Source organism: Rhizobium skierniewicense Ch11, from assembly GCF_023757665.1.
GTDB lineage: Bacteria > Pseudomonadota > Alphaproteobacteria > Rhizobiales > Rhizobiaceae > Agrobacterium > Agrobacterium skierniewicense.
This window is the reverse complement of the sequence record NZ_RXPG01000029.1, coordinates 263377-276806: the sequence shown is the minus strand read 5'-3', so window position 1 is coordinate 276806 and position 13430 is coordinate 263377. Positions and strand designations below refer to the sequence as shown.

General features: G+C 58.6%; 9 protein-coding genes and 2 pseudogenes. 10 read left to right on the top strand and 1 reads right to left on the bottom strand.

What is annotated here, in order from left to right; translation table 11 throughout:
• Positions 1-187 precede the first annotated feature (187 nt).
• Positions 188-1158 (top strand): annotated as a pseudogene (locus tag EKM04_RS19750) (alkaline phosphatase); the annotation flags it as partial.
• Positions 1148-1417, top strand: a pseudogene (locus EKM04_RS19745) (FtsX-like permease family protein); the annotation flags it as partial. The pseudogenes EKM04_RS19750 and EKM04_RS19745, both read left to right, overlap by 11 nt.
• 17 nt (positions 1418-1434) lie before the next feature.
• On the opposite strand, the gene EKM04_RS19740 reads toward EKM04_RS19745, so the two are convergent.
• Entirely contained in the window at positions 1435-3063 is a 1629-nt protein-coding gene (locus tag EKM04_RS19740) for an MFS transporter (RefSeq protein WP_183896773.1), read from the bottom strand.
• A 282-nt stretch (positions 3064-3345) separates the two neighbouring features.
• Between EKM04_RS19740 and rimP the strand changes: the two genes are divergently transcribed.
• The 8 genes from rimP to pnp all read left to right on the top strand — a co-directional run bounded on the left by rimP (position 3346) and on the right by pnp (position 13421).
• A complete protein-coding gene (rimP, locus tag EKM04_RS19735; RefSeq protein WP_174151722.1) occupies positions 3346-3930 on the top strand; it encodes a ribosome maturation factor RimP in 585 nt (194 codons plus the stop codon).
• A gap of 54 nt (positions 3931-3984) precedes the next feature.
• Positions 3985-5595 (top strand): transcription termination factor NusA, encoded by a 1611-nt coding sequence (gene nusA / locus EKM04_RS19730; RefSeq protein WP_174151723.1) that lies wholly within the window; start codon positions 3985-3987, stop codon positions 5593-5595.
• On the top strand, positions 5592-6287 hold the full coding sequence (locus EKM04_RS19725) for an RNA-binding protein (RefSeq protein WP_174151724.1): 696 nt from the start codon (positions 5592-5594) through the stop codon (positions 6285-6287). Before nusA ends, EKM04_RS19725 begins: the two co-directional genes overlap by 4 nt.
• Positions 6288-6389: 102 nt before the next feature.
• Positions 6390-9110 carry a translation initiation factor IF-2 gene (gene infB, locus EKM04_RS19720; RefSeq protein ID WP_183896772.1) on the top strand — a complete coding sequence of 907 codons (2721 nt, stop codon included), beginning with the start codon at positions 6390-6392 and terminating at the stop codon, positions 9108-9110.
• 73 nt (positions 9111-9183) lie between these two features.
• Positions 9184-9600: a 30S ribosome-binding factor RbfA gene (gene rbfA / locus EKM04_RS19715; protein ID WP_183896771.1), complete on the top strand. Its 417-nt coding sequence runs from the start codon at positions 9184-9186 to the stop codon at positions 9598-9600.
• Positions 9601-9603: 3 nt separating this feature from the next.
• A complete protein-coding gene (gene truB, locus EKM04_RS19710) occupies positions 9604-10551 on the top strand; it encodes a tRNA pseudouridine(55) synthase TruB (protein WP_174151727.1) in 948 nt (315 codons plus the stop codon).
• A 176-nt stretch (positions 10552-10727) separates the two neighbouring features.
• Complete coding sequence (gene rpsO / locus EKM04_RS19705) at positions 10728-10997, top strand: 30S ribosomal protein S15 (RefSeq protein ID WP_067649741.1); 270 nt, start codon at positions 10728-10730, stop codon at positions 10995-10997.
• Positions 10998-11279: 282 nt separating this feature from the next.
• Positions 11280-13421, top strand: a complete 2142-nt coding sequence (pnp, locus tag EKM04_RS19700; RefSeq protein ID WP_183896770.1) for a polyribonucleotide nucleotidyltransferase — start codon at positions 11280-11282, stop codon at positions 13419-13421.
• Positions 13422-13430 lie beyond the last annotated feature (9 nt).

Sequence of the window (13430 nt, the reverse complement as noted above, 5' to 3'; positions counted from 1 at the left end):
TTCAGGCTGCAAGGCGATAGCGCTGCTGAGAGGTGCAAAAAAAAGAAATGAAGCCCTCATATGCGTATGAAGTCCCTCCGCGTGCAGGCGCTCCATCCGAATGCAGGAAACTTTGGACCTTTGGGTATCGAAGCCAAATCCCTGAAAACCGTCACGTGTCTGTCACGCACAGTTCCTACAGGCGAATATATCTTCGACCCAATACCCATCCCGCGAGGTTGCCAAGCGCAAATTTCTCGCGCTGCTTGTCGCAACCGCCATTCTCGCAGGTGCCGCACAGGCTGCGCCCGTCTATCCCCTCGACCGTGCGGCGATCCTCATAGGCTCGCCTTTTGTTTTCAAGGTCGGGTTCAAGGGCGTCGTCAAACCTGAAGACGTCAAGCTCATGTCCAAGGGCATGATCGGCCACAAGACGGCCGTAAATGCACTTGGCGTCTATGGCGACCGCACACCCGCAAGCCTCGACGACCCGCGCGTCGAGACGATGGCAGTGGCTCTGCGCCGCCGGACAAGGAAGTCCATCGGCATCGGGACGACCGCCGAATTGCAGGACGCGACGTCTGCGGCCGTCGTGTCACACGCTCGCAAACGCGCCGACAAGGCCGAGATCACCGGCATGATGTACGACGTCAAGCCATAGGTTGTTCTGGGTGGTGGCTCCGCCGGCTTCCTCGGCGAGAACGACAAGGATGACATCAAGCTATTCAAGGACGCCGGTTAGACACTGGCAACCGACAGGAGCGAACTGGAAAAGCCGAAGGGTCCAACACCGGAAAGCTTCTGGTCTCTCCCATCCCTCCAATATGGATACGGTTCTTGATCGCAACGTCCTCAAAAAGGGTGCCGTCGACAAGTTTCCGAATCAGCCTGGTCTCGTTGACATGTTCAAGGCCGCTCTTCGTTAGCTTTCGAAAAACCAGGCCGGCTTCGTCCTGACGGTCGAAGCGGTAAACATCGACAAGATGTCCCACCCGCTGGACTGGGGCCGCGCCGTGATGGAGACCATCGAATTCGACAAAGCCCTTGGCGTTGCCAGTGAATTCGCGGCCAAGAACCCGGATACGGCTGATCGTCGTTACAGGTGACCAGACCCATGGCGTTTCCATCGTCGGCACGGTCGATGACGACAAGCCGGGCGGTGAAACGCGCGCCACGATCATTCATCTCGCTCATCGTATGGACGGAGTTGTTCGCATTGTTTGCACCAGGCATCGCGCTGGGCTTTGCCCTCGGTTTTGCCGCCGCAAACATCATCACCGGCATGCTCGTCGCCAAAAGTGGCGTGGTCATGCCGGTGGAATTTGCGCGGGCTGATGCGACCCAGGCTGCTCTGTTGCTTGTCGTCGCAGCGGTTCTGGCCATCCTGCCTGCACGGCTGGCCTACCGCCAGTCACCGGCCGAAGCGCTTCGCGGATAAGCGCTACCGGTCGGGCTTCAGTGTGGCTCGATATGCGCCTTGTGGAAGATGTCGTCCTGCGACGGTATCGCCTGACGCTCGATCATACGGTGAACGCGTGGGCGTGTCGAACCGCGGTGAAGCCTTAAAATACTGTCCCAGCTTTCCGCATCGGCCTGGGTCCGGCGGTGATTGTGGCGCACATATTCCACCCATGTCGGAACGTGGTAAATCTCGGTCCAGACGTCGGGGTTCTCCAGATCGCGCATCAGCGTCCAGTTCTGCGCGCCGTCTCGCAGACGAATGCGCCGCCGCTCCACCATGATCGCCATGAACTCCGGCAAATCGCTGTCGTCGATTTCGTAATCGACCAGAATAGCGATAGGGCCGCTGCGGGGCTTGATATCGAGGCGCAGGTTCGGCTCCACGAAGCGGTTGAGCGGATCGAGATTGAGCGATGCGAAGGCGGGCATAGTGAGCTTGAAACCAACGAGAACGCCGAGCAGCATCAGCACGCACGAACAGAGCAAGGAGTAGGTCAGGCCGTAATCTTCCGCCAGCGAGCCCCACAACCAGCTACCCACTGCGATGCCACCGAACGTCAGCGTCTGGTAGAGCGACAGCGCGCGCCCCACCACCCAGCGCGGCGTCGACAGCTGCACGATGGTGTTGAACAGCGAAAGCGCCAGCACCCAGCTTGCACCCGAGACGGTAAGAACGAGGGCCGTCAGTATGGCATTGGTGCTGATGGCCGTCACACCGGCGCTGAAGGCAAAGCCGAGGAAGGCGACGCGAACGATCCATTCGCTGCTCAGCGTTTCACGCAGACGGGCGCTGATCAGCGCTCCACCGATGGCGCCGACCCCGAACGCGCCGAGCATGATGCCGTAGGTAAGTGGCCCGCCCTGCACGAGATCGCGGGCGACCAGTGGCATGAGGGCTAAAATCGCGCTGGCCGACAGGCCGAACAGAAAGCCACGGACCAGAACCTTGCCGATATTCGGCGACATCGCCACGTAGCGCATCCCCGCCGAAATCGCGGCCAACAGATGCTCGCGTGGCAAGGTCGACGTATTTTTCGGCGGCTGCCATTTGATGAGGGCATAGATCAGCGTGAAATAACTGAAGGTGTTGACGAGAAATGCTGCCGCCGCCCCCGCAATCGCGACGATGACGCCGCCGATGGCGGGCCCGACGCTGCGGGTGATGTTGAAGCCGACGCTGTTGAGGGTCACGGCCGCGGGCAGGTCTTCACGCGGCACCATTTCGCCGACGGACGCCTGCCATGACGGATTGTTGAGAGCCGTGCCGCAACCGATCATGAAGGTGAAAAACAAAAGCAACCAAGGCGACAGCCAGCCAAACCAGGCGAAAACGGTCAGCATGACGGAGGCGGTCAACATCAGGAACTGAGCCGAAATCATGATACGGCGGCGGTCGAGACTGTCCGCAAGTGCGCCTGACACAAGGGAGAACAGCATGATGGGAAGGGAGGTCGATGCCTGCACCAGCGCGATCATGTTTTCCGACGAGGACAGCGCCGTCATCATCCATGCAGCACCCACTGCCTGGATGAGCCCGCCAAAATTGGAGGCGATGCTCGCAAACCAGATCGTTCTGTAGGTTTGATGCTTGAGCGGCGTGAGGGGAGATTTTCTATCGGGCACGGGCAGTCCAATGGATGCAATTGCTGGTGATGAGGCGGACACTATAGACGCCGTTTGAGAGGATGCTACTGTTTCAGGCTCTCCCAAGGTAAAATTGTGACGATAGCCAATTTCGCAGCGCTTGCGCCTTATCCTTGCATTATCGGCGTTAAGGGTTTATACGGACCTTCAAATTCTTGATCGTCTGATGAAGAGTGGGGTCGCAAGGCCCCGCTCTTTTTCGTTAGGCGCCCTGAAAACCGGCATGAACGCCGGTTTTGGACATGAGACCGGAAGGCCACGATGGCAGAAGCCGAACCAAGACTGATAACCGAAACGGGTGTGGACCAGCGCATCGCCGAGATCATCGAGCCGGTGCTGACAGGCATGGGATACCTGCTGGTCAGGGTTCGCCTGTCCAGCCAGAATGGCTCCACCTTGCAGGTGATGGCTGAGCGCGAAGACGGAACCATGACCGTTCAGGACTGCGAAGCGGTGTCTTTGGCGATTTCTCCGGTTCTGGATGTAGAAGATCCCGTTCAAACGGCGTATCATCTGGAAGTGTCGTCGCCTGGCATCGACAGGCCGATGGTGCGTAAGATAGATTTTGCGCGCTGGCAGGGCCATATCGTCAAGGTCGAGACATCGATCCTGGTGGACAACCGCAAGCGCTTTCGTGGCAAGATTGCGGGTGTCGAAGAAGACGGTTTCAAGCTCGAGCGCGATCAGATTGCTTACGGCGAGGAGCCGGTGGTGATGATACCGTTCAACACGCTGTCCGACGCAAAGCTGATCCTGACGGATGAACTCATTCGCGACGCGCTGAAGGCGGACAAGCAGGCCAAGGCCGCTGCTGCCAACCAGAACGAAGAAGCAGACGAAGACTAATTCCAACGTATAAGCCCTCATAACCCGGGCAAAACGACATACGGAGACATGAAAATGGCAGTCAGTGCTAACAGGCTTGAGCTTCTGCAGATCGCCGATGCTGTGGCGCGCGAAAAGGTCATCGACCGCGAAATCGTGCTGGCCGCAATGGCCGATGCCATCCAGAAGGCTGCCCGCTCGCGTTACGGTTCTGAGACCAATATTCGCGCAGACATCAACTCCAAGACCGGCGAGATCCGCTTGCAGCGTCTGCTCGAAGTGGTCGAGAAGGCTGAAGACTACGGCACGCAGATTCCGCTGGAACTGGCCCGTGACCGCAACGTCGATGCCAAGATCGGTGACTACATCGCCGATCCGCTGCCGCCGATGGATTTCGGCCGCATCGCAGCTCAGTCCGCCAAGCAGGTCATCGTCCAGAAGGTTCGTGAAGCCGAGCGTGACCGTCAGTATGACGAATTCAAGGATCGCATCGGTGAGATCATCAACGGCACCGTCAAGCGCGTCGAATACGGCAACGTCATCGTCGATCTGGGCCGTGGTGAAGGCATCATTCGTCGCGACGAGATGATCCCGCGCGAAAACCTGCGTTATGGCGACCGCGTTCGTGCCTTCGTCTACGACGTGCGCCGCGAACAGCGTGGCCCGCAGATTTTCCTGTCACGCACGCACCCGCAATTCATGGTCAAGCTTTTCACCATGGAAGTGCCTGAAATCTACGACGGCATCATCCAGATCAAGTCCGTTGCCCGTGACCCGGGTTCACGTGCCAAGATCGCGGTTATCTCCAACGATTCGTCGATCGATCCGGTCGGCGCCTGCGTCGGTATGCGCGGCTCGCGCGTTCAGGCTGTCGTGGGTGAGCTTCAGGGCGAAAAGATCGACATCATTCCCTGGTCGCAGGACCCGGCATCCTTCATCGTCAACGCCCTTCAGCCCGCTGAAGTGTCCAAGGTTGTTCTCGACGAAGAAGCCGAGCGTATCGAAGTCGTCGTGCCCGATGAGCAGCTGTCGCTCGCTATCGGTCGTCGCGGACAGAACGTACGTCTCGCGTCGCAACTGACCGGCTGGGACATCGACATCATGACGGAAGCCGAAGAGTCGGAGCGTCGTCAGAAGGAATTCAACGAACGCACCGGCATTTTCATGGAAGCGCTGGATGTGGACGAAATGGTTGGCCAGGTTCTGGCGTCCGAAGGCTTCGCGCAGGTCGAAGAACTCGCCTATGTGGACTTGAGCGAAATTTCCTCCATTGACGGTTTCGACGAAGATACGGCTGTCGAAATCCAGACGCGCGCCAAGGAATATCTGGAACGCATCGAGACTGAAATGGACGCAAAGCGCAAGGAACTCGGCGTTACCGACGAGCTTCTCCAGATCGATGGTTTGACATCACAGATGTTGGTTGCGCTGGGTGAGGAAGGTGTCAAGACCATCGAAGACTTTGCAGGTTGCGCCGCCGACGATCTGGTCGGCTGGAGCGAACGCAAGGATGGCGAGACCAAGAAGTTTGAAGGCACCTTCTCAAAGCTCGACGTTTCGCGTGTCGAAGCTGAGAACATGATCGTTCAGGCCCGCCTTCTGGCTGGCTGGATTACGCAAGAGGATCTTGCGGCTCAGCAGGAAGACCTTGGCATCGAGGAGGCGGATACCGCCGATCAGGAATGATTTCGCAATCGCATGAGCCGGACGAATTGGTCGATGACGACCAGTTCGAAGGCACCGCAAGTGAGCGGATGTGCATTGTGACGCGACAAATCGGAACACCGGATGAGTTGATCCGTTTTGTCGCAGGCCCGGACCAGAGTGTTGTTCCGGACCTGAAACGCCAATTGCCGGGGCGCGGTTGCTGGGTCACACCCGAGCGCGCCCTGATCGAAAAGGCCATTGCGAAGAAACTCTTTGCACGGGCCTTGAAGACGGATGTGAAAGCCGGACCGGACCTTCTGGATATGATGGACCGGTTGATGGCGCAGCAGCTGGCCGGGATGATGAACATGGCTCGAAAGGCGGGCCAGTTCATTTCCGGCGCAACGAAGGTCGATGCCTCCGTACGATCGGGAAAGGCGCTTGCCGTCTTTCACGCAACCGATGCAGCGCCTGATGGCGTGAGAAAGATAAATCAGGCCCGCAAGGCCTGGACACTCGGCTCAGGCGCCGAGACGGAAATACCGTCCTTTCAGCTCTTCAGTGAGCAGGAAATGGACGACCTGATGGGCCAGAATGCTTTTATCCATGCCTGCGCGCTTGCAGGACAGGCGGGTGAGGGTGTAGTGAAGCGCGCAAAGATGCTCGAGCGGTATCGCCATGGCGAAAAACCTCGGGAAGAAATTGACGCTGCCCGGATGGAAACACAATGACGCGGTTATCGGACATGACCGTCTACCGCGTTCGGATACAGCAATTGTAGAGACAGGGTCTGGTGACGTCATCCGGCTCTCGTCTGAAGGAACGGGAACGGAATGACCGACAACAACGACGACAAGACACAGAATGCACCAGCCAAGAAGACCCTGACACTCAAGCCGAGTGGGGCGTCTCAAGGTACTGTGCGTCAAGATATGGGTCGAGGTCGCACGAACGCGGTTGTGGTGGAAACACGCAAGCGCCGCCCTTTGCGTCCCGAAGACGAAAAGCATGTGATTGCACCGATTGCCGCACGCCCGGCCGCACCGGCTGCCGCTGCTCCAGCCGCGCCGCGCCCGCAGCAGCCTCAGCAGCGCAGTCACCAGTCCGGTAATCAGCAACGTCCAGCTCCGTCGTCGCAGCCACAGCGCCAGCCGGATCGTCCACGCGGCAACGTGTTGCACGATCTCTCGGCCGGTGAAATGGATGCACGCCGTCGTGCCCTTGCGGAGGCGCAGGCCCGCGACATCGTGGAAGCCAAGCAGCGCGCTGAAGAAGAAGCCCGCCGCAAGGTAGAAGAAGAAGCCCGCCTCATCGCGGAAAAAGAAGAAGCTATCGTTCGCGCCAGGGAAGAGGCTGCCGCCGCCAAGATCGCGGCCTCTCAGCCGGCGCCGGTTGCCCCCGTGGAAACTCCGGCCGATACCTCGGCACAGCCCGCGGGTCAGGATGCGCGTTCGCAACCGACACGGAATGTTGCGCCTGCCGCGGCACCTGCTCCCGGCTTGACGCCGGCACGCGGCACGCCAGGCGCGCGCCGGACCGAAAAAGAGGAAGAGGACGAGCGCAGCAACCAGCGCCGTGGCAATCTGCCTGTTCGCGGCAAGGTCGCGACACCGGTTCCTGCCAAGCCTGCCGCACGCCTCAAGACGGAAGAAGAACGCCGTCGTGGCAAGCTGACGGTGACATCCAATCTGGAAGAAGATGGTCAGGCCCGTGGCCGTTCGCTGTCTGCCATGCGTCGTCGTCAGGAGAAGTTCCGTCGCGGCCAGATGCAGGAAACCCGCGAAAAGGTCATGCGCGAAGTTATCTTGCCTGAGACCATCACCATTCAGGAACTGTCGCAGCGTATGTCCGAACGGGCCGTCGATGTGATCAAGTATCTGATGAAGGAAGGTCAGATGATGAAGCCGGGCGACGTCATCGACGCCGATCTGGCCGAGCTGATCGCAGGCGAATTCGGTCATACGGTCAAGCGCGTCTCGGAATCCGACATCGAAGAAGGCATCTTCAACGTGTCTGACGAAGATGGCGGCGGTGAACTGGTTTCGCGTCCTCCTGTCGTCACCATCATGGGTCACGTCGACCACGGCAAGACATCGCTTCTCGACGCAATCCGTCAGACCAGCGTCGTTTCCGGTGAAGCCGGTGGCATCACCCAGCATATCGGTGCTTACCAGGTCGAGAAGAACGGTCACAAGATCACCTTCATCGATACCCCTGGCCACGCCGCCTTTACGGCCATGCGTGCCCGTGGTGCGCAGGCAACCGATATCGCGATCCTTGTCGTTGCAGCCGACGACAGCGTGATGCCGCAAACGATTGAATCGATCAACCATGCGAAAGCCGCTGGCGTGCCGATCATCGTGGCGATCAACAAGATCGACAAGCACGAGGCAAATCCTGAAAAGGTTCGCCAACAGCTCCTGCAGCACGAAGTCTTCGTGGAATCCATGGGCGGTGAAGTTCTCGACGTCGAGGTTTCGGCCAAAAACAGGCTCAACCTCGACAAGCTTCTCGAAGCTGTTCTGCTTCAGGCCGAAATTCTCGATCTGAAGGCAAACATGAACCGTACTGCCGAAGGTACGGTCATCGAGGCTCAGCTCGATCGTGGTCGTGGCTCCGTGGCAACGGTTCTGGTCCAGAAGGGCGTCCTGCGTCCAGGTCAGATCATCGTTGCTGGCGACCAGTGGGGCCGTGTTCGCGCTCTGGTCAACGACAAGGGTGATCACGTCAAGGAAGCTGGTCCGGCCATGCCGGTCGAAGTTCTCGGTCTGTCGGGTACACCATCTGCCGGTGATCGCTTCGCGGTTGTCGAGAACGAGGGACGTGCCCGCGAAATTTCCGAGTACCGCCAGCGTTTGACGCGCGATAAGGCTGTCGCACGTCAGACCGGTCAGCGTGGTTCCCTGGAACAGATGATGACGCAGCTGCAGTCGACAGGCCGCAAGGACTTCCCACTGCTCATCAAGGGCGACGTGCAGGGCTCGATCGAAGCCATTGCCGGAGCGCTGGACAAGCTTGGAACGGACGAAGTTCGCGCTCGCATCATCCATTCGGGTGCCGGTGGTATCACCGAGTCCGATATCTCGCTGGCAGAAGCATCGAACGCCGCCATCATCGGCTTCAACGTTCGTGCCAATGTTCAGGCGCGTCAGGCTGCCGAACGGGCTGGTATCGAAATTCGCTACTACAACATCATCTACGATCTGGTGGATGACGTGAAGTCTGCGATGTCGGGCCTCCTGTCGCCGGAACGTCGCGAGACCTTCCTCGGCAACGCCGAAATCCTGGAAGTCTTCAACATCACCAAGGTCGGCAAGGTTGCCGGTTGCCGTGTGGTCGAAGGCAAGGTGGAACGTGGTGCAGGCGTTCGTCTGGTGCGCGACAATGTCGTTATCCACGAAGGCAAACTCAAGACGCTTAAGCGCTTCAAGGACGAAGTCGGCGAAGTGCCGGTCGGTCAGGAGTGCGGTATGGCATTCGAAAACTACGAAGACATCCGCGCTGGCGACACCATCGAGTGCTTCCGCGTAGAGCACATCACCAGAACGCTCTAAGCGTTTCGCCACACGAAATAAAACTGTCGGGCGCCGGCTTAACCGGCGCTCGCTCTGTTTGAGGCTTGATAAAATGGCAAAAGTAACATCATCCGCCCCTTCGCAACGCATGCTGCGCGTTGGCGAACAGGTCCGCGCTGCGGTGACCCGGATCCTGCAACGCGGAGAGGTGAACGACGATCTGATCGAAAAGACGGTGATTTCCATTTCGGAAGTGCGCATGTCCACCGATCTCAAGATCGCCACCGCTTACGTGACGCCGATTGGCGTGGACGATCACACCGATACGATCACGGCATTGAACCGTCACGCCAAATTTCTGCGCGGCCGCTTGGGTCCGCATCTGCGACAGCTGAAATATGTGCCGGAGCTGCGGTTCCGCGACGATACCAGCTTCGACAATTACAAGAAGATTGACGCACTGCTGCGCTCGCCGGAGGTTCAGCGCGATCTGGTACCTTCAACTGAAAAAGACGACGAACAGAACTGAAGCATGTCCAAACCACGCAAACAGCAGAACCGTAAGCCCAAGGGCCGGGCTATCTCCGGCTGGCTCATTCTCGACAAACCTTTCGATTTTGGCTCGACCGAAGCCGTCTCGAAGATCAAATGGCTCTTCAATGCCCAAAAGGCTGGCCACGCCGGAACACTCGATCCGCTCGCCTCCGGCATGCTGCCGATTGCGCTGGGTGATGCGACCAAGACCGTCCCTTATGTGATGGATGGCCGCAAGATCTATGAATTCACGGTCTCGTGGGGCGAAGAGCGTACCACCGATGATATGGAAGGCGACGTGCTCAACACCTCGACCGACCGTCCGGACGAGCAGGCGATCCGTGACCTGCTGCCGAATTACACCGGCACCATCATGCAGATACCACCGCAGTTTTCGGCCATCAAGATTGCCGGTGAACGCGCCTACGATATCGCACGCGGCGGTGAAGCCGTCGAAATCCCCGCCCGCGAAGTCATCATCCATCGCATAACGCTGTTGGCCTGCCCGGATGCCAACACGGCGCATTTCGAAGTCGAGTGCGGCAAGGGCACCTATGTGCGCGCGCTCGCCCGTGACCTGGGTCGCGATCTCGGCTGCTACGGCTTCATTTCGCAGCTGCGCCGCTCCATGGTGGCGCCCTTCGCGGAAGACACCATGGTTTCCTTGGAAAAGCTGATCGAATTCGAAGCCATCGAAGACCGCGACGAGAGAGCAGCAGCGCTTGACGCCTATCTTATTGACACATCGGAAGCCCTGTCGTCTCTACCGCATCTCATCATCAACGATGATCAGGCGCATCGTCTGAAGATGGGGAATGCAATCCTGTTGCGCGGCCGCGATGCGCCGACCCAGGAAATGGAAGCCTATGCCACGGCACGCGGCAAACTGATTGCCATTGGCGAGATTGCCGAAGGCGAGTTCCGCCCTAAGCGCGTTTTCGGTTGAACGCTCAGACATCCGGTCATCCCAAAGAGGCGGTTCCAATCGCCTCTTTCCTTTATGGACCAATTGGTTTATAGGCAGCGGCAGCTTGGGCAGCGCCCGCGCTAATGAATGGCCAGTGCTGGACGACATCCCGGTACTTGGCGTCCCGTTTTTCCTTAAATAGAAAGGATCGTCCGATGTCGATTACTGCAGAGCGCAAAGCCGCCCTCATCAAGGAATATGCCATCAAGGAAGGTGATACCGGTTCGCCGGAAGTTCAGGTCGCAATTTTGACCGAACGGATCAACAACCTGACAGGCCACTTCAAGGATCACAAGAAGGACAACCACTCGCGTCGTGGCCTTCTGACCATGGTTTCCAGCCGCCGTTCGCTTCTTGACTACGTCAAGAAGAAGGACGAAAGCCGTTACACCAAGCTGATCGGTGCCCTCGGTATCCGCCGCTAAAAACATGACACCGGCGGGGTTCATTCAGAAGTCCCGCCGGTTTCTTTATCCGCAGTCTTTTCAAGACGCGAAAACGAAGATGGGCCGGATGGGCCGGTGCCGTCTGACATAAACCGATGACCTGTCATGGGGCAGGATTGCCGGATGCTTTTGCAGCGCTTGAAGCGTTGCCGCATGTTTCTCGTACATGCCTTTGAGCCTCCCGCTGTCTTGCCCGTGACCTGTTAAAGCCTCCGTGTTTTCCTTCAATGTGAGAACCGGGGCTACATTTGAGGACAAGATATGTTCAATCAACATTCCGTCGAAATCGAGTGGGCAGGCCGCCCCTTAAGACTTGAGACAGGCAAAGTTGCCCGTCAGGCTGATGGCGCGGTTATCGCAACCTACGGCGAAACAATGGTTCTCGCGACCGTCGTTTCCGCCAAGTCGCCAAAGCCTGGTCAGGACTTCTTTCCGCTGACCGTCAACTACCAGGAAAAGACATATGCAGCCGGCAAGATCCCCGGTGGCTATTTCAAGCGCGAAGGTCGTCCTTCCGAAAAGGAAACGCTGGTTTCCCGCCTGATCGACCGTCCTATCCGCCCGCTGTTTCCTGAAGGCTACAAGAACGACACACAGGTTGTCGTCACCGTCATTCAGCACGATCTCGAAAATGACCCGGACGTCTTGTCCATGGTTGCCGCTTCTGCCGCCCTGACGCTCTCGGGCGTGCCTTTCATGGGCCCCGTCGGCGGCGCGCGCGTCGGCTATATCAACGGCGAATATGTTCTGAACCCGCATCTCGACGAGATGGACGAGTCTGTTCTCGACCTCGTCGTTGCCGGTACGCAGGACGCCGTCCTGATGGTTGAGTCCGAAGCCAAGGAACTTAACGAAGAAGTCATGCTCGGTGCCGTCATGTTCGGTCATCGCGGTTTCCAGCCGGTCATCGACGCCATCATCAAGCTGGCTGAAGTTGCTGCCAAGGAACCCCGCGAATTCGAGCCGGAAGATTTCTCCGCTCTCGAAGCTGAAATGCTCGGCGTTGCCGAAGCTGAACTGCGCGATGCTTACAAGATCACCGAAAAGGCTGCCCGTTACGCAGCCGTTGACGTCGCCAAGTCCAAGGTCAAGGCCCACTTCTTCCCAGAAGGTGCCGAGCCGAAGTACACCAACGAAGTCATCGGCGCTGTCTTCAAGCACCTTCAGGCGAAGATCGTTCGCTGGAACATTCTGGACACCAAGAGCCGCATCGACGGTCGCGACCTGTCCACTGTTCGTCCGATCGTATCTGAAGTCGGCATGCTGCCACGCACCCACGGTTCGGCGCTCTTCACACGCGGCGAAACCCAGGCCATCGTTGTTGCCACACTCGGCACCGGCGAAGACGAGCAGTACGTGGACAGCCTGACCGGCATGTACAAGGAACGCTTCCTTCTGCATTACAACTTCCCTCCCTACTCGGTTGGTGAAACCGGCCGCATGGGCTCCCCGGGCCGCCGCGAAATCGGTCACGGCAAGCTGGCGTGGCGCGCCATTCGTCCAATGCTGCCATCGCCTGAGCAGTTCCCTTACACGCTGCGCGTCGTCTCCGAGATCACCGAGTCGAACGGCTCGTCCTCGATGGCAACCGTTTGCGGCACATCGCTTGCTCTGATGGATGCAGGCGTTCCGCTTGCCAAGCCGGTTGCCGGTATTGCCATGGGCCTTATCCTTGAAGGCGAACGCTTTGCCGTTCTGTCGGACATCCTGGGTGACGAAGATCACCTCGGCGACATGGACTTCAAGGTTGCCGGTACAGCTGACGGCATCACCTCGCTGCAGATGGACATCAAGATCGCCGGTATCACCGAAGAGATCATGAAGGTCGCTCTGGAGCAGGCAAAGGGCGGTCGCACGCACATTCTCGGCGAAATGGCCAACGCCATCACCGAAGGACGTTCGCAGCTCGGCGAATTTGCACCACGCATCGAAGTCATGAACATTCCGGTCGACAAGATCCGTGAAGTCATCGGTTCCGGTGGTAAGGTCATCCGCGAAATCGTCGAAAAGACCGGCGCCAAGATCAACATCGAAGACGACGGTACCGTCAAGATCGCCTCGTCCTCGGGCAAGGAAATCGAAGCGGCCCGCAAGTGGATCCACTCCATCGTGGCAGAGCCTGAAGTTGGCATGATCTACGAAGGTACGGTCGTCAAGACTGCTGACTTCGGCGCATTCGTCAACTTCTTCGGCGCACGCGACGGTCTCGTCCACATCTCGCAGCTGGCATCCGATCGTGTTGCCAAGACCTCCGACGTCGTCAAGGAAGGCGACAAGGTTTGGGTCAAGCTGATGGGCTTTGACGAGCGTGGCAAGGTTCGCCTGTCCATGAAGGTTGTCGATCAGGCAACCGGCAAGGAAGCCGTTGCTGAAAAGAAGAGCGAAGGCGAAGCTGCCGAGTAAGGCTGCACG